We start from the raw sequence: 21,251 nt of genomic DNA, 5'->3' as shown, positions 1-21,251 counted from the left end.
TTAATAATGGCATATTCGAAGGTAGTGCTTATTACACTTATTTTCAATTGGCTAAAAGTTTGCAGGGGTTTTCAGTCGCTATTTTGTTGAAAAAGAATGACTAATGACTATCTTCGTTTATCAGAATAGCTAACCAAAAAGATGACCACAAGCCATTATTAAAAAATGAAACTAAAAATCATATCCATACTGCTTTTAACCTGCATGATCGGATGTAAAAAAAAGGATGTTTCTTATGATCAAAATACCACCGCCTGTGGAACAAAAAATCCTTTAGCGAATTTAGCCTGGCTTAAAAACGAATTTCAGGATATTGCCAATTATCCTGATATGAATGGTATTGTTTTGTATGAATATAATGGTGAAGAAGTGATCAATATTTATAAATCGTATTATAGCAGTACATACGGAAGACCGTTTTATTGTAATGGTAAACAAATGCAGTTTAATTCGGGTGACGATTTGAAAAACTACCTGGAAAAAAGGAAGAAAATAGCTGTTTTATTCGGTAAAAAATTTGATCTAACACCCTGATTTATGAGGACATTAAACCTCATCTGCTCCCTTAGCTTTCTTTTCGTTTCCGCCTTGTGCTGTTTCGAAAACCACTTTAAAACTTGTTCCTTCCCCTGGTATTGAGCTCACCTGAACTTTTAGGCTAAGGTAGCTGGCTATGCTTTTAACAATGGCAAGACCTAATCCGTAACCGGTATTTTCGGCATGTCCGGTTTTTTTAAAACGATCAAATACATGCGGTATATCTTCTGCTTTAATACCCTGGCCACTATCGCTAACCTGAATGGAATAATAACCTTTTTCAATAAGATCAGCAACCTGTATACTTCCATTTTCTTTGTTAAACTTAATGGCATTGTTAATGAGGTTGTAAAAAAGCTGAAATAAAAGATCGTGATTGATCTGGCTTAAACGCTGATTATGGCTGAGGTTGATGTCGATCTGAATGTTTTTCTCTTCGAGCCTATGGCCTATTTCTTCCACTATTTCATTCAGGAGTACTTGCGGTGCTATCTCTTCCTGTTTAGAGAACTGCTCATTTTCTATTCTTGAAATAAGTAAAAGCGATCGCGATATTTTCTTCAACCGCTCCAGTGTTTTCATCATATCCACAATGTGTTCCTGTACTGTTTCGGATGCTGATTCTTCAGTAAGCAGGTTTTCCATTTTGTTTTGTAAAATACTAATGGGGGTCATAAACTCATGCGAAGCATTCGCGGTAAATTCCCGTTCCTTTTCAAAAGCCTCATTAATCTGGTCCATTAATGAAATAAGGGAATGATCGAGGTATTTAAAATCTTGTGTACTGGTATTAATATGGCCATGTTTCTTTTTAAAAGGGAACCGGCTATTGCTTAGTCTTAATTTAATAATCTGCCCAAGTGGCTTGATTAGCTGCCGGGTAAAAATCAAATCTATAATAATGCTTAAGGCAATAAGAATGATGAGCACATATAAGGCAAAACGTTGTAATGCATCATTGTAAAGATTAATGCTGGCAGTGGTTTTACCGATTTCAAGGAGGTAGTTTTTTTGATTTTTTTTAAAGGTAAAACTGAGTACCCGATAAGCAATGGTATCTTGCTCTACAATACGTTTGGTGTCGCGTATGGTATCTAGTTTCAGGGTTTGCGCTACCGTTTCGAGTGCAATATATTCATCTTTAAGCATGGTGTAGCTGCCATAACTGTTATCCCCTTCGAAGTAATAATCTAATCCTTTTTTATTGATGTTTTGGATTACTTTTTTCTGCTGGTTCCGAAGTGAAAAATTGGTGTAGTTAGAGGCGATCTGCCGGATCAGAAAAGGGAGCAATAGAATAAACAGACCTACAATGGCAAGTTTAGATCCGGTAATAAATAAAGTGAGTTTAGTAGATAGTTTCAAATTATTTTTTAATTCTATAACCAACGCCCCGAACGGTTTCTAACCATTCGGTAGGGGCGTAAATGTTTAATTTCTTTCTGATATTTTTAATGTGTGCATCAATGTAGTTCGAATCGTAATCATCATCTACGAAGTTGCCCCAAATATGTTCGCTCAATTGTATTCGGGTAAGCACCCTGTTTTTATGCAGTAAAAGGTAACTCAAAAGGTCAAACTCTTTGCGCGAAAGCTCAATCTGCTCCTCCTCAAAAAATACAAAACGTTTTTGCAGGTCGATACTAAAGTTTCCGAGTGGAATTAATTCTTCGGTAACCTTAAATTTTCGCCTTGCAATGGCCTGCATGCGCGACTGGAGTTCGGGTAAGAAGAAGGGTTTCGCTAAATAATCGTCTGCGCCCATGTCTAAGCCCGCCACCCGGTCTTCTAATTTACCTCTGGCCGTAAGAATAATGTAAGCGGCATCGGGATTGCTTTTTTTTGCCTTGCCCAGCAGCTCAAAGCCATCCCCATCCGGCAAACCTAAATCAATAAGCACATAATCATATTGGTTCAGCTCCAGCTTATTAACGCCCTGTTTAAAGCTATGGGCCAGATCACATAAGAAAAAAGCCTTTTTAAGGAATTTTTCCATTTCAAAGGCTAGTGTTTTTTCATCTTCTACAATCAATACCTTCACGCCGATTAAAATTGATAGTAAACTGCTAAACCAAAAAAAGATTGCTGGTGTTTTACGTTCTCTTCTTTTCTGTTTCCAAGTATAGAGAACTGATAACTGGCCTCTGCAAGGAAATTTCCGTTACTCCAGTTTAAAGGTAACTTAAAATTGTACGACAATAGTTTAAACTGATTGACTGTGTTCTCCACTACCGATGTCGTATTTCCGTTAACGATTCCGGGGGCTATATCACTTTTTCCCTTTCCGTTTCCATTCGAATTCTGCCTTTTGTTTTTTTCGATGATATATGTTTCGTAAAAATGGGTAGTGCCCGCTGTAATCTCGATGGCTGGTGTAACTGAAATGAGGTTTTTCTCGTTGAACACCGTTCCCAGTTCGATTTCTTTTGAATTTCCAAAACTGATAAATCCATCGGTTTGCTTTCCGAAGGCCACATCTACACTAAGATCTGTTTTAAACCAGGGCCACTGGTAGGCTGCCGATGCATTGATGTTATTATTATTGGATGCCTGGAGCAAAGGAGAATTGGAAGGAAAAAAAGAATGGGTATAGGCTAGTCCTGCAGTGAGTTTTTCGTTAAAATCATAATCATAACCTATGCCTAAATCGGTTTCAGAAATGGCTGAGCCATAATTTAGCAGTTTATAACCACCACCCGAAAAATACAAACCGTTAGGAAATCGTAATGTGGCATTAAAGAGTACATAAGGATATTTTTCAGGGGTAACCTGTCCGTAATAGTTAATGTTACTATTATACATGGTCGCCAGTGTAAGCGTAGCTTTTGTCGAATCTTGCTGTGCCTTTACATTCGATATGACCAAAAACGAGAATAAAATTAAGAGACGTATGCGCATATATTTATCCTTTACGGCCTTTTAATCTTGGGTTTAATAATCTTGATGGGTTTTACCTTTACATTAGGCCTTACCGCCATGGGTTTTAGCTGCTTTTTGGCTTTTGGTACTTCTTTGATTTGAAGCGGCTCAGGTTTTTGATTTTCAGGCTGTTTGTCTTTTTTTCCTTTGTCCTGTTTTTTTATCACTTGTTCTTCTTGCAGATTCGCTACACTCAAAGTGGTAGAATCTTGGCGCATGGCGAAAACACCCGAAAGCGGGGCAATAACCAGACAAAAAATAACGGCGAATCGGATCATTTTATAAATATAAAAAAAGTTTACCCCCTAAGAGGTAAACCCTACCTAAAAACCACCATACATGGTGCGCTCACATTTCAAAAGTAGACTGGCAACATGAAAATAAGATGAAAAAAATAAATTTTAAATTTCATGTTGGTTTCATCTTCGGCCTTCAACTTTGAAGCGTAAAACTTTAAATAAAATCTATAGTTATGAAAACAAATTTTGTAAATACCATTTTGGCGGTCTTCGTTGTAATCGGGATGATTGCCTTTTATGGATGTAAAAAAAATGAATCAAGCCAGGGAACCACTAAAGTTCAGATTAAAATGACTGATGCTCCGGGTAACTTCGATAAGATTAATTTAAGTGTAAAAGAGATTGTGCTGGTATCGGGTGATAAACCTTATGTATTTGCGGCCAGTACGGGTATATTCGATATTCTTGATTTTAGAATCGGCACCAGTAACCCTGATATTTTGGTTGCTTCGGGCGAAATGCCATCGGGAGAAATTACTGAAATCAGACTGGTACTTAACGAAACCGGAAATACGATTGTGGTCAATGGCGTTCAGCAGGAACTTAAAACGCCTAGTGCACAAACATCTGGCTGGAAGGTGAAATTAACGGCTAATCCTGAACTGGTTGAAGGCGCTGCTTATACACTGCTGTTAGATTTTGATGCAGCGAAATCGATCGTCAGTACCGGAAACGGAAAATATTTATTAAAACCAGTAGTACGTGGAATTGCATCAGCAACCACCGGATTAATTTCAGGAACTGTTTTGCCTTTGGCCAGCCATCCTGAGGTATTGGTTATTGCAGGAACAGATACCGTAGGTACCGTTGCAGATCCTTTAACAGGTAAATTTACAGTGGGTGGCTTAGCTTCGGGTACCTACTCGGTTAAATTCGTACCGGTTGTGGGTTATAGAGATAGCACCATTACTGCTGTTAAAGTAGCTTTAGGGGAAAATACACTGCTCGGAACGGTTACTTTAAAACCGTAAAACGAATTGTTCACATCTAAATTTAAACCGATGAAAAAGTTATTCTTGTTGTTATTAATGGTGGTCAGCAGCGGCCTTATTTTTAAATCTCAAGCCCAGGTAAGTGTAAACATCAATATTGGCGCACAGCCTGCATGGGGTCCAACCGGATATGATTATGTAGATTATTACTATCTGCCTGATATTGAGAGTTATTATTATGTGCCTAAAAAACAGTTTATTTATTTAGGTAGCGGAGGATGGGTTTTTACCACAGCGCTTCCACCGAGATATAGGGGCTACGATTTATATAACGGTTATAAGGTGGTAATTAATTCTCCTCAGCCTTACCGTTATTTTGAAACCCACAAAGTAAAATATGCCAAATTTAAAGGCAATCATGGCCAATCGGCTATAGGGAAAAGCAAAGGGCTAAAATATTCGGCGGCGAAGGGTAATGCCAAAGTTTATAAAGGTGATAAGGGAAAATCCTCACCGCATTTTAATAAAGGAAACGGAAATGGCAAAGGCCATGGAAACGGTAAAGGAAAACATTAGTTGTTTGTGTAATTAAAGAAAGAAACCCTCCAGATTTTGGAGGGTTTTCTTTTTTAATTCCTTTTTTGTTGTCCTGGGGCAAAAGGTTTGGCCGATTTTGAGCCTGTTCCTTTTTTAGCTTGTCCTGGGGGCACTTTGCCGCTGTTACCAGCAGTTCTGGTGCTATAACAAGCACTGCTAAGCAGCATTACCGACAACGCTACAATAAGATATATTTGTTTCATAATGGGAACTAAGCGATAACTGTGCCAATTGCTCACCGCGCTTTCGGTGATCGAATTTACCTGATTCAAAATAGAATCTACCAGATTCAAATCAGCGTATACAAGCAATGATTGAAAGCCTTTACTTTGAACTTAATAATTTCAAACAAGCAGATGCGCAGTACCATCCTATTTATCCTTTTCTATTTTTGCCAGATCTTTTGCTTTGCACAAAAGCTGGAGATGAACCTGGATAGTGTCCACCCTGTTATAAAACATGATCAGCATGGTGATTCTATTCGTAAATATTTCTCCAATACATTTTACAGCCACAATTCTAGATTTACACAGCAGAATAACCTATTAATCTCGGCCTTTTATTCCAACAAACTGGCGGTAAACTACAAACATGTGCTGGAAAAAATACCACAATTAAAAACCTATTCCAATAAACAATCGGGGGTATATGCCCAGGCCAGAGATAGTTATGCCGGTGTATTTGCGGTGCCCATCTTTGACTCAACCGGGATTGTCATCACCGTAAATGGCATTAATGCTCAAAATGCGGCTAAATACCAGTTCAGGGTGCTGGAAAATAATAAAAAGGTGGTATTACCCTGGACCACGCCGAAAGTATTTACCAATACGTATTGGATGACCAAAATTGCCGACTCTACTAAAATTGATGATGTGACGGCTTATCTGGGGCAGTTTAAAGGCGCTTATGGCAAAGCCTTAACTTTTCAGGTGCGGCAAACAGACCAGCCAGACAGCATTAAAACTTCCTTATCTGCCTACTGGGTAAAATGGCAGCCCAGAGTGGTTGGTGTATTTACATTTTCGCAGCTCCCTGAGTTTCTAAGCATTTTTAAAGAACAATGGAAAGACCTGAGGATAAATGAAAAACCCATAGACTGGGCTAAGGATTCTACACTCCTAAAATTGAAAAAGGAATTCCGATCCAATGAAAATAACCTGATCTTTTATTTAGACGATATCATCAAGTCTAAAAACATCATCGAATACAACCTTGTAAAAGGTGCCGACAGTACTGGCTGGGCAGTAAACGATTTCGATTTTAACCTGGTTTGGCTCAAAAATCTTTCGCCAGGTAAATACGACTTGCTGATCCGCTACAGTGTGCAACGTACACATGTATGCAAATATACATTTACCATCCATCCGGCCTGGTATCAAACCCTATGGACCAAAATAGGTCTTTGTATGCTTGTTCTGCTAGCCGTTGGATTTATTGTGCTTTTGCGGCGCTCGGCTAAACAGACTGAAAAACTCAAAGCCCAGGATACCTTAAAGCAATTGGTACAAACCGAGCTCAAATCTATCCGCTCGCAATTTAATCCGCATTTTGTATTTAATGCACTGAGTTCGATCCAGGGGTTGATCACCAAAAACGATTCCGAAAATGCATCCAAATATCTGATCGAATTCAGTAACCTGATGCGCGAATCGTTAAAAGCCACTAACAACGAATTTGTAAGCATATCAAGTGAAATAAAGATTTTGGAGAATTATTTAAATCTAGAAAAATTACGTTTCGGGTTCAGTTATGAGATAAAAGCAAGCAGTCAGATAGACAGCAACGCCATAGAGATCCCGAGCCTCTTTTTACAACCGCTGGTAGAGAATGCCGTAAAACACGGAATATCTTCACTGCAGGAGCAAGGAAGACTTATGGTCTTATTTGATAAAACAGGCAACGATATGTCTGTTCAGGTGAGGGACAACGGCAGGGGATTCGATCAACATAATCCATCAAATGGATTTGGGCTGCAGCTCACTAAAGAAAGAATCAAACTATTGAACCAAACACTTAATGCCCAGCAGATTGAATTTTCTGTAAACCGAATACAAAACGAAACACAAGTTACCATCTACTTCAAAAACTGGCTAATATGATAAGAGCTGTAATAATAGACGACGAAAAAAACAATATTGAAACCATGGTAAGCTTACTCCGGAAGCATGAATTGCCTGTTACGGTTGTAGGTTCGGCCACCAATGCCGATGATGCCATTTCGACCATTGTCGCTACCAATCCGGATTTACTGTTCCTGGATATACAAATGCCGGAGAAGAATGGTTTTGATGTGCTCAAAGCATTACCACACTACCAGTTTGAAGTGATATTTGTAACCGCCTTCGATCAGTATGGCATTCAGGCGGTGAAATTTTCCGCTATAGATTATTTGCTTAAGCCGGTGAATCCAGAGGAGCTAAAAACATCAATTCTTAAAGTTGAAGCCAAGCTGAATCAGCGTAAACAAAACGTTCAGCTGGAAAACTTAATGGAGCTCATTAAGAATAAAGATGCCAAAAAAGACCACAAATTAGCCCTGGCCTCCACCAAAGAAATCAGGTTTGTCCATACTGATGAAATTATTCGCTGTGAATCATCCAATGCCTACACTCAATTCTATCTTGCTGATGGCAAAAATATTATGGTATCAAAGCCCATCTTCGAATACGAAGAAATACTTAGCAATTACGATTTTATCCGCTGTCACCAGTCTCATTTAGTCAATGCAAAATTCATAAAAAGTTTGGTTAAAGAGGACAGTGGTTACCTGTTATTAAACGACGATACACGCATACCCATTTCAAGAGGCAAAAAAGAAAACGTACTTAAAGCATTAAACACCATAAAAAAATAAAACCAATCAAAATGAAACGTATCTTATATTTCTTACTGTTATTTACCTGTGTCCAGGTGCATGCACAAAGCAGCGGCCCTCTTCAAATGGAGGATGAAAAAATGAGTAGCTACCTTGCCAACCGCAAGCCGGCAACATTAAGCATTCAGGTCAAAAACCTTCCTGATAGTATCAAAAAGGTGAACATCGAATTAACGCTGGTACAGATGGGCGTTGGTTTTCAGGTTAGCAAATTTGTAGAAACAGATGCCGCCGGCCTGGCAAAAGTTGTGCTCGATCAGAATTTACCTTATCAGCAAATCTGGTTAACTGTTGGTCCCTATCTCTACGCGGGCATTTATGTTAACTCAGGACTAACCGTAGTGCTCGATGCAAAGAAACTAGAGAAGCGGGCATTTATGATTGCCGACGGAGTGGAATACCTGGGCGATGACGGAAAGCTGAACACCGTAATGAATAAAAATGTCCTTTTTAAACGTAAAGAGAAATCAGATCTGGATAAAAGCCTCAACAATTTTAGAAAGCTGAAAGAACTACATAGCGAAGAATTCTTTCTAACGAAAATTGATTCTATAAAAAATGCGCTACTCCAGATTGATGAAGAATTTATTGCCGATCATTCCGATTATGCCTGGGCAATCAAAAACGAAACCCTATCCGGTTTTTACGGAAATATATGCGTAGCCTATCGGAACAATCTGATGCCAGTTAAACTTTTTAATGAGGTTAGCAATCACAAACCTTATTTTGTAAGTAATGATGGCTCCACTTTTTACCGATATCTGCAAAGCTATTCTACGAGTGAAAAACTGACAAAGGGAAAAGGGCTGCCGGGTGCGCTTGCCTTAATAGACAGTTTGTATAGCCCACAGAAATCGGATATATTGAAGTTGTTTCTTCTAGATGATTATAAAGACCTGTTTTCCACCGTTTATCCAAACATCATCAATAGTATAACAACGCCTTGGTGCAAAAGCGTATCAACAAACGAACTGGCCAAAGCTAATCTTAATCAAAAAAAGGTAGAAAACTTATTTGCCACATCAAAACAACCAGAAGATGCAAACATTGGCAAACCTTTAGTGAAATTACCTTTTGAGGCTGACCTTTATGAAGTAGATGAAAAAATAAAAGCGGAAGATTTACTGATTAATCTAAAATCAAAATTCCCCAAAAAGGCACTGATCATCGATATCTGGGCTACCTGGTGTGGACCTTGTTTAGCAGATCTGCCTTCGAGCAAAAGCCTACATGAGAAAAATAAGGATTTGCCAGTAGTCTACATTTATTTGTGTACTACTAGCGGTTCTAATACGGAATTGTGGAAAAAGAACATTGTCAAAATGGAGATTCCTGGTACCCATGTTTTCATCAATGAAAAAGTCTTGGCGCAGTTAAGAACGATCCTGAATGCAGAAGGCGGATTTCCAACTTATGTAGCTGTCGACATGAATGGTAAAGCCAATTCAAAAGTGATTAGCCACATGGGAGCTTTGAATAGAGAAAGCCTCAAAAAAGTAGCAGGGCTTTAAGCGATATATTAAGCACTGTAACGAACTTATTATCCCAGAAAATCCTTCGGATAGGTTTGCTGGTTGTATTTCAAATCCATCTCTTTTAATAATTGTTTTCGCTCTTCTGTTAATTCAGGAATGGGTAGCGTTTGTCCGGGAAGGACAGGCGCACCTATTTCCTGAAATAGATTTTCCAGTCCGGCGGGTACTACCGTGCAAAGCAGTCGTGCAGGTTTTTCAGAGATATTCTTAAAGCAATGAATGGCTCCGCCAAGGGGGATATTGACAAAGCCGTCTTTTGAAACGATTTCTTTGCCGCTTTCCGTTTTAAATTCAACTTCTCCCTCCAATACATGGAACATTTCCTGTGTATCCGGATGCGCATGCGGCGGTGGGCCGCCACCCGGAGGAACCGTCATTTCAATAACGGCATAGTTGCCACTGGTTTGCTCACCAGAAATGATGATCCTGTAATTACCTCCGGCTATGCCTAAATATTCGCCTTCATTTTTATTAATGATCCTGATATTAGATTCCATCTTTCTTAGATTTTTCGATGTATATTTTTACGCTTCAATCCATTTGCCAGGGTCAGCCATCAATTTCTGATCATCAGCCACCTTCCTTATTTCAAGCCTCTTTCTTTTAAAAGATTTTCTAATTCCTGGTTGTCATATTTCGAATTATTGACCAGTTTATAGATGAAAAATAAAGGGATGAGTGTCAAAAAACCTAAACTGTTTTTCATCACGCTGTAAAATACCACACCAGCCAGAAAACCAATTAATACGGCGTTGGTTATGGCTGCTGATTTCTTCTTTTTTGCTTCCTGCAACAATTCCTCATCTGTTAATTCCGTTAATTCTTTTTGTATCATTTTTCCTGTTTTTTGAGCGTAATCGTCTTGTCGGTCACGTTCAAATATACGCGATAGACTCAATTACTGAAAACTGTGAATTAGGTTTAATCAAAAAAAGCCCATCTATCGTGGAGCTTTTAATCAGAAGTTTTTCAAGAATGAATTTATTAACGATTTGGTTAAAATTTATGCTGTCTGGTTGCTCCGGTACTCGTTAGGGGTACTGCCAACCCTTTTTTTGAATAGCCTGATAAAATGCTGTGGATATTTGAACCCAAGCTCATAAGCAATTTCGTTTACCGTTTTACTGCTGTCGAATATTTTATTTTTGGCCACATCAATAATCTTAGCCTGAATAAACTCCTGTGCTGATTTACCGGTTTCTTTTTTAATCAGGTCTCCAAAATAATTAGCCGAAAAATGAAGTTCTTCAGCGCAATAAGCAACAGAAGGGAGACCAATTGAATAAGGTTTTTCTGATTTAAAATAGCCATTTAGTAACTCCTCAAAATTTTCCAGCACACCTTTGTTAACCGTATCGCGGGTAATAAACTGGCGGTCGTAAAAACGGTCACAGTAATTGAGTAACAGTTCGATATTGGAGGCAATTAGCTTTTTACTGTGTTTATCGATAGATTGCTGAAGTTCGTTGTCAATTTTAGCGAACAGATCCAATACCAGTTGCCGCTCTTTAGCCGATAGGTGCAGGGCCTCGCTGGTGTGGTAGCTAAAGAAATTATACTCACTTAAGGTTTTTCCAAGAGAAGTACCGCGGATCAGGTCGGGATGAAATACCAATCCATGCCCTATGGGCTGGTAATAATCTATTTTATTTTCCACATCGATGGTTTGTCCCGGCGAGATGAAAACCAAAGTTCCAGCCTGGTAATCGTAATAATGACGGCCATATTTCAGATCGCCACATTTCACATCTTTTAGAAAAATACAGTACAGCTCAAAATTCATTTTTGAACCTGTTCTTTCTTTTGCTTTTGAAAAATCGATTACACTAACCAATGGATGATGTGTTTCGTGGTTATTGAAATCATTATACGCACTGATTGTATTAAAATTAAATTCCTTTTCCATCGCCTTTTGTCTTTGCTCATACAAACTTAATCAATTCGCCGGGCTTATCACCGCGCGCAATCAGCGATCAGTAATATTGGTAGTAAAAGCAGGAATCTGTATACCAATACACTTACTTATTGAGCAGATATTTGTAATACAATCAGGATATGGAAACAGTTAAATTAAATAATGGCATTGAGATGCCGCTTTTGGGCTTCGGTGTATTTCAGGTAACAGACCTGGCAGAATGCGAACGAAGCGTATTGGATGCAATTGATACCGGATACCGTTTAATCGATACTGCTGCATCTTATATGAATGAGGAAGCAGTTGGCCAGGCGATTAAAAACAGCCATGTACCGAGAGAGGCGCTATTCGTGACCACCAAACTCTGGATACAATCAAACGGTTATACAAATACAAAAAAAGCTTTTGAAGCCTCGTTAAAAAAGCTAAAATTAGATTACCTGGATTTATACCTGATCCATCAGCCTTATGGAGATGTGTATGGCGAGTGGCGTGCGATGGAAGAGCTGTACAAGGAAGGAAAGGTAAGGGCCATTGGCGTGAGTAATTTTCATCCCGACCGTTTAGCTGATCTGATCATTCACAATGAAATTACCCCAGCGGTTAACCAGATCGAAACACATCCCTTTCATCAGCAGCTCGATACCCAGCGTTTCTTAAATGAGAATAAAGTACAGATCGAGTCGTGGGGGCCTTTTGCAGAAGGGAAACACAATATTTTTAATGATGAGCTGCTGCTTGCCATTGCCAGTCAGTACAACAAATCTGTTGCTCAGGTAATTCTCCGCTGGCTTATCCAGCGCGGTGTAGTGGCTATCCCAAAATCGGTGCGGAAAGAACGTATGGCCGAGAATTTAAATGTTTTTGATTTTAAACTGAGCGATGATGATATGAACTCGATTAAGAGCATGGATACCAAATCCAGCAGTTTTTTCGATCACCGCGACCCGGCAATGGTGAAATGGCTTGGAGAAAGAAAGCTGGGACATTAATAAAATGATAAATATGAACAGTAGAATATTAGGGAAAAGTGGATTGGAAGTATCTACATTGGGCTTAGGCTGTATGGGCTTAAGCTTTGGTTATGGTCCGGCTGCCGATCAAAACCAAGCGATAGAACTAATTCGTTCGGCATTTGAACAAGGAGTTACGTTTTTTGATACAGCTGAAGTTTATGGGCCATATACCAATGAAGAACTGCTTGGCGAAGCGCTGGCACCCTTTCGCAATGAAGTTGTTATTGCAACCAAATTTGGTTTTAAAAATGCCAGAACCAGTGAAGGACTTGATAGCCGTCCGGAAAATATCAGGGCAGTAGCAGAAGCTTCGCTGAAGAGGCTGCGTACCGATCGTATAGATTTGTTCTATCAGCACCGTGTTGATCCTGCAGTACCAATAGAGGATGTGGCAGGTACAGTAAAAGACCTGATTGCAGAAGGTAAGGTAAAACACTTCGGACTTTCGGAGGCTGGCGTAGTTTCTATACGAAAAGCACATGCCGTACAACCCGTAACTGCACTGCAAAGCGAGTATTCGCTGTGGTGGCGCGAACCGGAAAAGGAAATATTACCTGTATTAGCAGAACTTGGAATTGGCTTTGTCCCTTTTAGTCCGATTGGTAAAGGTTTTCTAACAGGTAAAATCGATCAAAATACAAGCTTCGATAAGACCGATTTCCGCAATACTGTGCCACGTTTTTCTGAGGAAAACCGGAAAGCAAACCAGGTGTTGGTAAACCTGTTGGGCAGCATTGCAACCAAACAGCATGCCACGCCTGCACAAATTGCGCTCGCCTGGCTGCTTGCTCAAAAGCCCTGGATTGTTCCTATTCCGGGTACAACCAAATTGTATCGTCTGGAAGAAAACCTTGGTGCCGCTCAGATTCAGTTATCCGCAACAGAACTCACCGAAATCGAAACTGCGGTAGCTAAAATTGAAGTGCAGGGTCACCGCTACCCTGAGCAGAGCCAGAAAATGGTTGGCAGGTAAATAAATCAAATTAATCAACAATCTTATAAACCCCTAAAACATGATCATGAGAACATCAATTATCGGATTATTTTTCTTCATCTTTTGTGTGTCATTATGCAAAGCACAAACAGATAACACGCCTACAAAAGCCCAGCAGGAGATCATTACACTTTCTAAAAGCAAGTGGGATTGGATGGCAGACAAAAATGTAGATGCGCTAAGCGCATTATTTGATGAAAAAGCTGTCTTCGTGCACATGGGCGGAAGCTGGGGAAAAGAAAGGGAAATTGCGGTGATTAAAAGCGGCGGCATCCATTATAAAAAAGCAGATATCCATGCGGTTTCCGTAAATATTATTGGGAATACGGCCATACTGTTAAATAACATTACTTTGCTGGCAGTGGTTGGTGGAAACGAAGTTACCAATCCTTTTATTGTCACCGAGGTTTATATAAAAGAGGGTGGAAAATGGAAAATGGGCTCGCTTTCTTTTACCAAAGTGAATAGCCCTGGCCCACAACGTTAAAACAAAGCCATACGATGAAAAAGTTATGTTTATCAGTTGTCGCGCTGTTGATGGGATCAACTTTATTTGCCCGACAAAGTCAAAAGCCACTAATGATTGCAGATCAGGGCAGTTTTCTGGTTGGCGGTACCAAAAGCATACAACCTGGGGTATTCGACATTAAGGATGCATTGAAACCTCAGGGGCAGACTTTTCATGGCGACCATGCTTATGCTTTTTATCAGGTGCCGGTAAAAGCACGTAAATACCCATTGGTTTTTCTGCATGGAGCCGGACAATCGAAAAAAACATGGGAAAGCACTCCAGATGGAAGGGCGGGTTTTCAGAATATTTTTCTAAAACGCAGGTTTAGTGTTTACCTGCTCGATCAGCCCAGACGTGGCGATGCAGGAAAGAGTAATGTTGCCGCAACATTAACACCAACTCCCGACGAACAGTTCTGGTTCAGTCAGTTTCGCATAGGTAATTATCCCGATTATTTTCCAAATGTGCAGTTTCCGAAAGATTCTGCTTCACTCGAACAGTTTTACAGGCAAATGACCCCGAATACAGGCGCTTTTGATGCCGTTGTGGTCAGAGATGCGGTATCGCAGTTATTCGACAAAATTGGAAAAGGTATCCTGGTAACACATTCACAAGGAGGTGGGCCTGGTTGGTTAACTGCCATTAAAAATGATAAAGTTAAAGCTATAGTAGCGTACGAACCGTATAGTGGTTTCGTGTTTCCGCAGGGAGAATTGCCAGCACCCATCAAATCTGCAGGTCTTTTTGGCGAGTTAAAAGGCGTTGAAATACCGCTCGAAGACTTTAACCGCTTGACGAAAATCCCCATTGTGGTGTACTACGGCGATAACATTGCAGCCCAGCCTACCACCGTATGGAACAAAGACCATTGGCGTTCAGGGCTCGAAATGGCGAAGATCTGGGTTGCAACCATTAATAAACATGGAGGCAACGCAACGGTAATCCATCTTCCCGAGATCGGAATAAAGGGAAATACGCATTTTCCTTTTGCTGATCTAAACAATGTGGAGGTGGCTGATGTATTGTCCAAATGGTTAAAAGATAAAGGATTGGATCAGTAATATTGGTTGTAATCTCTGTAATTCATCTACTCCAAAAGGCTTTAATCCTGTGAACTTTGTATCTACAGGAGATCAAGTAGATGAAAACGAAAATTACACTAAGTATCCTAATAAGTACAGCAATCTGTTTATTGTCTGGCTGTTCAAAAGCACAGTCTTCCGTTGCTGACCAGGGGGAAATGTTGAAGGACAAGAAAGTTTTGATCGTTTATTTGTCCCGGACCAAAAATACCAAGGCAATCGCAGATATGATACACCTAAAGGTCGGTGGAACATTAGTGGCGCTGGAATTGCAAAAGCCATATCCTGAAGATTATAAAACAATCGTTGATCAGGTATCCAGGGAAAATGAAACAGGGTTTTTACCACCACTGAAAACGGTTATTGATAGCATCGAAAAATACGATGTAGTTTTTGTAGGTTTTCCTACCTGGGGGATGCAACTTCCTCCGCCAATGAAAAGTTTTTTGAAACAATATAACCTGAAAGGAAAAATACTGGTGCCTTTTAATACCAATGCAGGTTATGGTACGGGTAGCAGTTTTGAAACTGTAAAAGAACTGGCGCCTTCCAGCAAAATATTAGCCGGTTTCTCTACGCAGGGAGGTAAAGAACGCGACGGAATTTATTTTATAATGAAAGGTGAAAAAGAAAAACAGGCGCAGGCCGAAGTTGTAAAGTGGTTGCAGGAGATTAAGCTCCTCAAGTAGGAATTAACCGGTTACTGAAAAAATAATCTATGAAATTATTCAATATAAACTTATTAACGCTCGTACTGGGTGTCACCCTTAGTTTACCTGCAAATCTGATGGCTCAATCAAGCAATGCGAAAAGTACTTTAAGTGCAAAACAGCAAAACCTCATTGCCATTGCAGGCCTCACCGCAAAAGGAGATCTGCCAGCACTGAAAGTAAAACTGAACGCTGGCCTCGATGCGGCTTTAACTATAAACGAAACAAAAGAAACCATGGTGCACCTCTATGCTTATTGTGGTTTCCCAAGAAGTATCCGGGGGCTTCAAACGCTAATGGCTGTTCTGGAAGAAAGAAAAGCTAAAGGCATCGCTGATCAGCGCGGAGCAGAACCTTCTCCTGTAAACGACAATAGGACTAAATATGAGCGTGGTAAGGAAATTTTGGGAAAGCTAACCGGAGCTTCACAGGATGGGCCACGAACAGGGTATGCGGCATTCGCTTCTGAAATTGAAGTTTTCCTCAAGGAACACCTCTTTGCCGATATTTTTGAGCGGGATGTATTGACTTATGCTGAAAGGGAATTGGTAACCGTAGCTGTACTGAGCAGCATTGGTGGGGCAGAGCCGATGTTAAATTCGCATTTGAGTATCTGTTTAAATGTAGGCCTATCGCCCGGCCAATTACAGCAGTTCGTTGGTGTTATCGCGCAGTCAATCGGGAAAAAAGAAGCTGATGCGGCACAAGTCGTTTTAAATGAAGTGCTGAAAAGCAAGAAGTAAAATTTAGAATAGTCATCAAAATGCAGAAAATAACCTCAATAATAGCCTTAGCCATCACAATGGCGGGCTTAGATAATGCAGAAGCACAAAGTAATACAAGAGCAGCTGCTCAAAACCCTTATACGCTGGTTTATGAGGGAGCCATTAGCAAGAATGAAGTTGGAAAAGTAAACATTCATCCCGTTACCTATAAACTAGATGGGATTGATATTGCTGCCAATATTTATACACCTGCCGGGTATGATTCATCAAAGAAATATCCTGCTGTAGTGGTGGCCCACCCCAATGGAGGGGTTAAAGAGCAAACAGCCGGATTGTACGCGCAACGTTTGGCCGAAGAAGGTTACATTACCATTGTTGCCGATGCGGCCTATCAGGGTGCCAGTGGCGGACAGCCGCGCCATGTAGATAAACCTACAAACCGCATCGAAGATATTCATGGTATGGCCGATTTTATTAGTCATTATGCAGGGGTAGATGTAAATCGACTGGGTGTTTTAGGTATTTGTGGTGGTGGCGGTTATACTTTAAAGGCCGCTCAATCCGACAAACGTTTTAAAGCTGTTGCAACCTTAAGCATGTTTAACTCTGGCGAGGTAAGGCGCAATGGCTTTATGAACACACAGCTAGCAACCATACAGGAACGTTTAAAGCAGGCTACCAATGCACGCGCGCAGGAAGCTGCAGGTGGAGATGTGATTTATGCAAGCCTGGCCAATCCAACAGATGAGGAAATTGCCAAAATCCCAACTGATTTATACCGTGAAGGATATGTATATTATTACAGAACACATGCACATCCCAACTCGACCTTTAAATATACCATGAGTAGCCTGCTCGACCTGATGACTTTTGATGCCAGCAGCAACATGGACTTAATCGATCAGCCTTTATTAATGATTGCTGGTAGCAAAGCCGATACTTATTATATGACAGCAGAAGCCTTTAAAAAAGCAACCAACGCCAAAAAGAAAGAACTATTTCTAATTGATGGCGCCACTCATATCCAAACCTATTGGAAACCGGAGTATGTATCGCAGGCGGTGAAGAAATTAACAGGTTTTTATCAAGCGAACTTATAATCATGAAAGATAATCTTAAATATTTCCTTCCCGCTATGCTGGCTTTGTTTACCGCCTGTGTAAGCAATCAAAAGGCAACAACAAAAACGGATTTGGTTTTTCCTAAAGGTGAAAAAGTTACGAACAATAATTTTACCGGAACCGTTTATCTGCACCCCATGGTTGAAGGCGACAGCATAAATCCGAACAGTATTGGTAATGTTACATTTGAACCTGGCGCCAGAAGCAAATGGCACCTGCATCCGGCTGGACAAATTTTATTAGCCACTGGCGGTGTAGGCTATTACCAGGAAAAAGGCCAGCCAAAGGTTACACTCCGCAAGGGCGATGTAATAAAATGTCCACCAAATGTGGCGCATTGGCATGGGGCAAGTGCCGACAGTGCTTTTGTTCAGGTTGCCATTACAGGACGCGAAAAAGGACCAACCGTTTGGCTGGAGGTGGTGAGCGATAGCGTTTACCTCGCTAAGGGAAAGTAATGAAGAGTTAAAGCTGAATGAGTGCCAAGTACATTGCTACAAATTTTAACTATATTTAGATATAACAACTAACAGCACAAAAGATGAATACCCAGCATATTAACAAAGGGAAACAGCGGGGAGCCCTTAGGGCCTTCCTGGTTATGGGAATCTTATCATCGTTGGTATGTATAATGGCTTCAGGTTTAGGACAGGGCAATAAACGCGCTGTGCCAAACCCATTGCAGGTGGTAAAGAAAGACAGTATTGCATCAGTTAAGGCTTTCGAAAAAGTATATGCTGTATTGATGAGTCCACGCTGCATGAACTGCCATCCCGCAGGCAACGTTCCGCTTCAGGGAGATGACAGTCACCTGCATGCCATGTTACCCAAAAGAGGAAGCGATGGTAAAGGCGTTTATGCGATGAAATGCACAAACTGCCACCAGCCTACTAACACACCTGGGCTTCATACCCCTCCGGGCAATCCCAACTGGCATTTACCACCCGCAAATATGAAAATGGTTTTCCAGGGGAGATCGCCACGGCAATTGGCTAAACAGCTTACCGACCTGAAACAGAATGGAAATAAAGATATCAAAAAACTGATCGAGCATGCCGATGACGGTCTTGTGCTAGCTGGCTGGAATCCTGGCGAAGGGCGAAAATTACCACCATTAAGCCATGCCGAATTTAAAAAGGCCTGGATTACCTGGTTGATCACAGGCGCTTATGCACCTCCGGAAAAATAATCAAATGTTCATTTATCAATACACCCAACATGGAAAAGATTAAGACTGACAACAGCAGACGCGCCTTTCTTAAAACCTCTGCACTTGTGGGCGGAGGACTGATGATCCATTTTAGCGGGCTGGCCAAATTAGCTATGCCTACCAACAATGGAGAAATAGAAGCAGCTGTGCAGTGGAGTGAAATAAACGGTTATGTGAAGATCACGCCAGATAATTTAGTCAAAATCATCTGCCCAAATCCAGAGTTCGGACAGAATGTAATGACCTCCCTTCCAATGATCGTAGCGGAAGAGCTGGAGGTAGAATGGAATAAAGTAGTGGTAGAAATGGGACCGCACGATAATGTGAAATTGGGTCCGCAATTTACCGGCGGAAGTAATTCGATGCGGATGTACTGGCGCCCCCTGCGCGAAGCCGGAGCAACAGCCCGCAATATGTTAATGCAGGCTGCGGAGCAGGAATGGGGTGTGCCTATAACAGAAATAACAACCAGGGCCGGAGTGCTTTATCACGAAAAAAGCGGTAAAAAAGGTAAATATGGCGACTTTGCTTCAAAGGCAGCCACTATTCCTGTCCCAAAAGGCGTTAAATTAAAGGAAGTAAAGAATTTTAATGTTGTCAGAAATTCGCAGAAAAATGTAGAAGGTAGTAAGATTGTTAGTGGTAAGCCACTTTTTGGCCTTGATTACCAACATGAGGGAATGTTGATTGCGATGATCCAGCATCCACCTGCTTTTGGTATGAAACTTAAATCTTTCGATGCCTCGCAGGCCTTAAAAATGCCCGGTATTAAAGATGTTTTCAGTTTAAAGCTATACGAAGATGGATTTGAACAGGGCGGATTCGATGTGCGCACTTTTAATGATTTGTTGGTGGTAGTAGGTAAAACGACCTGGGAGGTGATGAATGCCCGGAAAAAACTCCTCGTAGAGTGGATGCCTGCCGGTGATACCAAAGATACTATGGCAGGCAGGAACGGGGGCAGGCAAGTGATTGTCCCTGGAACAATCGAAAATACAACCGACCAATATGCAAAGATGTTGGAGAATGCAGCTAAACCTGCCCAGCAGTTAAGAAAAGACGGTGACCCAGAAACTGCTTTTAAAAATGCAGCACAGGTGATCGAGCGTACTTATACTGCGCCGTTTTTGGCCCATAACTGCATGGAACCCATGAATTTCTTTGCACATGTTACCGATGAAAAAGCATTGCTCGTGGGACCTTTGCAGGCTCCAGGATGGACAGAGCCTACACTCTCGAAAGTTTTAAAACTTCCTGCCGATAAGATCGAAATCCAGATGACCCGCATGGGTGGCGGTTTTGGCCGAAGGGCCTATGGGCACTACCTGGTAGAAGCAGCACTAATTTCCAGAAAAACAAAAGCACCTATAAAGCTGATCTACAGTCGCGAAGACGATACTACCTATGGCATTTATCGTCCAATGTATACCGCTACCTATAGGGCTGCCTTAGATTCGAATAAAAACCTAACGGCCTTTCATGTTAAAGGGGGCGGTATTCCCGAACATGCCATCCACGCGAATAGGTTTCCGGCCGGGGCGGTAGATCATTATCTTGCCGAGGGCTGGCAAATTCCTTCTAATATTACAATAGGGGCATTCAGGGCACCGAGATCTAACTTTAATGCGGCAGCTGAACAATCTTTCCTTGATGAACTGGCCGAAGCCATGGGCAAAGATCCGATTGATTTTCGTTTGGAACTGTTAAAAAGAGCTAAAGAAAATCCGGTCGGTAAAAACAATGAGTACGATGCAGATCGTTATGCTGGTGTGCTGAAACTGATTAAAGAAAAATCGGGATGGAATGGTGCCGACCATAAAAATTACAACCGCGGGGTTGCCGCATATTTCTGTCATAATTCTTATGCGGCGCATGTGGTAGATATGATCGTGAAAGACGGAGAACCTTATGTAGAAAGGGTATTCAGTGCTATCGATTGTGGTATTGTAATCAATCCTGATGCCGCTACCAACATGGTTCAGGGCGCAGTTGTTGATGGTATTGGAAACAGTTTGTATGGCGGTTTGACACATAAAAATGGTGTGGTAGAAGAAAACAACTTCCATAAATACCGGATCATCCGGATGCACGAAGCACCAAAAAAAATAGCAGTCTTTTTTGTGCAGAACGACATTGACCCAACAGGATTAGGTGAACCGCCTTTCCCGCCTGTATTTGGTGCCGTGGCAAATGCTTTACATAAAGCCACCGGAAAGCGTTTTTATCAGCAGCCTTTTGCGATGCCGCAAACAAATGCAGGTAGTGTTTAATCC

General features: G+C 41.0%; 24 protein-coding genes. 16 read left to right on the top strand and 8 right to left on the bottom strand.

The window, feature by feature from the left end:
* Window positions 1-165 precede the first annotated feature (165 nt).
* Entirely contained in the window at window positions 166-534 is a 369-nt protein-coding gene (locus AC07YT_RS14575) for a hypothetical protein (RefSeq protein ID WP_145954177.1), read from the top strand.
* A 12-nt stretch (window positions 535-546) separates the two neighbouring features.
* Here AC07YT_RS14575 and AC07YT_RS14570 read toward each other — a convergent pair whose 3' ends face one another.
* From AC07YT_RS14570 to AC07YT_RS14555, 4 genes are read right to left on the bottom strand one after another with little or no spacing between them, the layout of a single operon-like run.
* Window positions 547-1,902, bottom strand: a complete 1,356-nt coding sequence (locus AC07YT_RS14570; RefSeq protein ID WP_086549210.1) for a sensor histidine kinase — start codon at window positions 1,900-1,902, stop codon at window positions 547-549.
* 1 nt (window position 1,903) lies between these two features.
* Window positions 1,904-2,578, bottom strand: coding sequence for a response regulator transcription factor (locus tag AC07YT_RS14565; RefSeq protein WP_086544715.1), 675 nt, complete (start codon window positions 2,576-2,578; stop codon window positions 1,904-1,906).
* Between the two features lie 5 nt (window positions 2,579-2,583).
* Window positions 2,584-3,435 (bottom strand): hypothetical protein, encoded by an 852-nt coding sequence (locus AC07YT_RS14560; RefSeq protein ID WP_086544716.1) that lies wholly within the window; start codon window positions 3,433-3,435, stop codon window positions 2,584-2,586.
* 11 nt (window positions 3,436-3,446) lie between these two features.
* A complete protein-coding gene (locus AC07YT_RS14555; RefSeq protein WP_086544717.1) occupies window positions 3,447-3,734 on the bottom strand; it encodes a hypothetical protein in 288 nt (95 codons plus the stop codon).
* A 194-nt stretch (window positions 3,735-3,928) separates the two neighbouring features.
* Here AC07YT_RS14555 and AC07YT_RS14550 point away from each other — a divergent pair, with 194 nt between their 5' ends.
* Entirely contained in the window at window positions 3,929-4,726 is a 798-nt protein-coding gene (locus AC07YT_RS14550; RefSeq protein ID WP_086544718.1) for a DUF4382 domain-containing protein, read from the top strand.
* A gap of 30 nt (window positions 4,727-4,756) precedes the next feature.
* Complete coding sequence (locus tag AC07YT_RS14545; RefSeq protein WP_086544719.1) at window positions 4,757-5,263, top strand: hypothetical protein; 507 nt, start codon at window positions 4,757-4,759, stop codon at window positions 5,261-5,263.
* Between the two features lie 53 nt (window positions 5,264-5,316).
* Here the strand turns inward: AC07YT_RS14545 and AC07YT_RS14540 are convergent, their stop codons facing one another.
* Window positions 5,317-5,487 (bottom strand): quinol oxidase subunit 4, encoded by a 171-nt coding sequence (locus AC07YT_RS14540; protein ID WP_478358398.1) that lies wholly within the window; start codon window positions 5,485-5,487, stop codon window positions 5,317-5,319.
* Between the two features lie 153 nt (window positions 5,488-5,640).
* Here AC07YT_RS14540 and AC07YT_RS14535 point away from each other — a divergent pair, with 153 nt between their 5' ends.
* The 3 genes from AC07YT_RS14535 to AC07YT_RS14525 are packed head-to-tail and all read left to right on the top strand — an operon-like array spanning window position 5,641 to window position 9,670.
* Window positions 5,641-7,383 (top strand): sensor histidine kinase, encoded by a 1,743-nt coding sequence (locus AC07YT_RS14535; RefSeq protein WP_086544721.1) that lies wholly within the window; start codon window positions 5,641-5,643, stop codon window positions 7,381-7,383.
* Window positions 7,380-8,138, top strand: a complete 759-nt coding sequence (locus AC07YT_RS14530; RefSeq protein ID WP_086544722.1) for a LytR/AlgR family response regulator transcription factor — start codon at window positions 7,380-7,382, stop codon at window positions 8,136-8,138. Before AC07YT_RS14535 ends, AC07YT_RS14530 begins: the two co-directional genes overlap by 4 nt.
* An 11-nt stretch (window positions 8,139-8,149) precedes the next feature.
* Window positions 8,150-9,670 carry a TlpA family protein disulfide reductase gene (locus AC07YT_RS14525; protein ID WP_086544723.1) on the top strand — a complete coding sequence of 507 codons (1,521 nt, stop codon included), beginning with the start codon at window positions 8,150-8,152 and terminating at the stop codon, window positions 9,668-9,670.
* Window positions 9,671-9,699: 29 nt separating this feature from the next.
* Here the strand turns inward: AC07YT_RS14525 and AC07YT_RS14520 are convergent, their stop codons facing one another.
* The 3 genes from AC07YT_RS14520 to AC07YT_RS14510 all read right to left on the bottom strand — a co-directional run bounded on the left by AC07YT_RS14520 (window position 9,700) and on the right by AC07YT_RS14510 (window position 11,600).
* On the bottom strand, window positions 9,700-10,191 hold the full coding sequence (locus AC07YT_RS14520) for a cupin domain-containing protein (protein ID WP_086544724.1): 492 nt from the start codon (window positions 10,189-10,191) through the stop codon (window positions 9,700-9,702).
* A gap of 86 nt (window positions 10,192-10,277) precedes the next feature.
* A complete protein-coding gene (locus AC07YT_RS14515; RefSeq protein ID WP_086544725.1) occupies window positions 10,278-10,529 on the bottom strand; it encodes an FUSC family protein in 252 nt (83 codons plus the stop codon).
* A 168-nt stretch (window positions 10,530-10,697) separates the two neighbouring features.
* Complete coding sequence (locus tag AC07YT_RS14510; protein ID WP_086544726.1) at window positions 10,698-11,600, bottom strand: helix-turn-helix domain-containing protein; 903 nt, start codon at window positions 11,598-11,600, stop codon at window positions 10,698-10,700.
* Window positions 11,601-11,749: 149 nt separating this feature from the next.
* Here AC07YT_RS14510 and AC07YT_RS14505 point away from each other — a divergent pair, with 149 nt between their 5' ends.
* The 10 genes from AC07YT_RS14505 to AC07YT_RS14460 all read left to right on the top strand — a co-directional run bounded on the left by AC07YT_RS14505 (window position 11,750) and on the right by AC07YT_RS14460 (window position 21,248).
* Window positions 11,750-12,601: an aldo/keto reductase gene (locus tag AC07YT_RS14505; RefSeq protein ID WP_086544727.1), complete on the top strand. Its 852-nt coding sequence runs from the start codon at window positions 11,750-11,752 to the stop codon at window positions 12,599-12,601.
* 13 nt (window positions 12,602-12,614) lie between these two features.
* A complete protein-coding gene (locus AC07YT_RS14500; RefSeq protein ID WP_086549211.1) occupies window positions 12,615-13,598 on the top strand; it encodes an aldo/keto reductase in 984 nt (327 codons plus the stop codon).
* 46 nt (window positions 13,599-13,644) lie between these two features.
* Complete coding sequence (locus AC07YT_RS14495) at window positions 13,645-14,106, top strand: nuclear transport factor 2 family protein (RefSeq protein ID WP_086549212.1); 462 nt, start codon at window positions 13,645-13,647, stop codon at window positions 14,104-14,106.
* A 14-nt stretch (window positions 14,107-14,120) separates the two neighbouring features.
* Window positions 14,121-15,191 carry an alpha/beta hydrolase gene (locus tag AC07YT_RS14490; protein ID WP_086544728.1) on the top strand — a complete coding sequence of 357 codons (1,071 nt, stop codon included), beginning with the start codon at window positions 14,121-14,123 and terminating at the stop codon, window positions 15,189-15,191.
* 179 nt (window positions 15,192-15,370) lie between these two features.
* Window positions 15,371-15,901: a flavodoxin family protein gene (locus AC07YT_RS14485; RefSeq protein WP_494945383.1), complete on the top strand. Its 531-nt coding sequence runs from the start codon at window positions 15,371-15,373 to the stop codon at window positions 15,899-15,901.
* 29 nt (window positions 15,902-15,930) lie between these two features.
* Window positions 15,931-16,665, top strand: a complete 735-nt coding sequence (locus AC07YT_RS14480) for a carboxymuconolactone decarboxylase family protein (RefSeq protein WP_086544730.1) — start codon at window positions 15,931-15,933, stop codon at window positions 16,663-16,665.
* 20 nt (window positions 16,666-16,685) lie between these two features.
* A complete protein-coding gene (locus AC07YT_RS14475; RefSeq protein WP_086544731.1) occupies window positions 16,686-17,747 on the top strand; it encodes an alpha/beta hydrolase in 1,062 nt (353 codons plus the stop codon).
* 2 nt (window positions 17,748-17,749) lie between these two features.
* Entirely contained in the window at window positions 17,750-18,226 is a 477-nt protein-coding gene (locus AC07YT_RS14470; RefSeq protein ID WP_086544732.1) for a cupin domain-containing protein, read from the top strand.
* A gap of 83 nt (window positions 18,227-18,309) precedes the next feature.
* Complete coding sequence (locus AC07YT_RS14465; RefSeq protein WP_086544733.1) at window positions 18,310-18,957, top strand: hypothetical protein; 648 nt, start codon at window positions 18,310-18,312, stop codon at window positions 18,955-18,957.
* Window positions 18,958-18,986: 29 nt separating this feature from the next.
* Complete coding sequence (locus AC07YT_RS14460) at window positions 18,987-21,248, top strand: xanthine dehydrogenase family protein molybdopterin-binding subunit (protein ID WP_086544734.1); 2,262 nt, start codon at window positions 18,987-18,989, stop codon at window positions 21,246-21,248.
* The last annotated feature ends 3 nt before the right edge of the window (window positions 21,249-21,251 follow it).

The sequence above is a fragment of the Pedobacter sp. GW460-11-11-14-TSB4 genome (assembly GCF_059423705.1).
The sequence above is the reverse complement of the archived record's forward strand: the minus strand, read 5'-3'. Positions and strand labels throughout refer to the sequence as shown.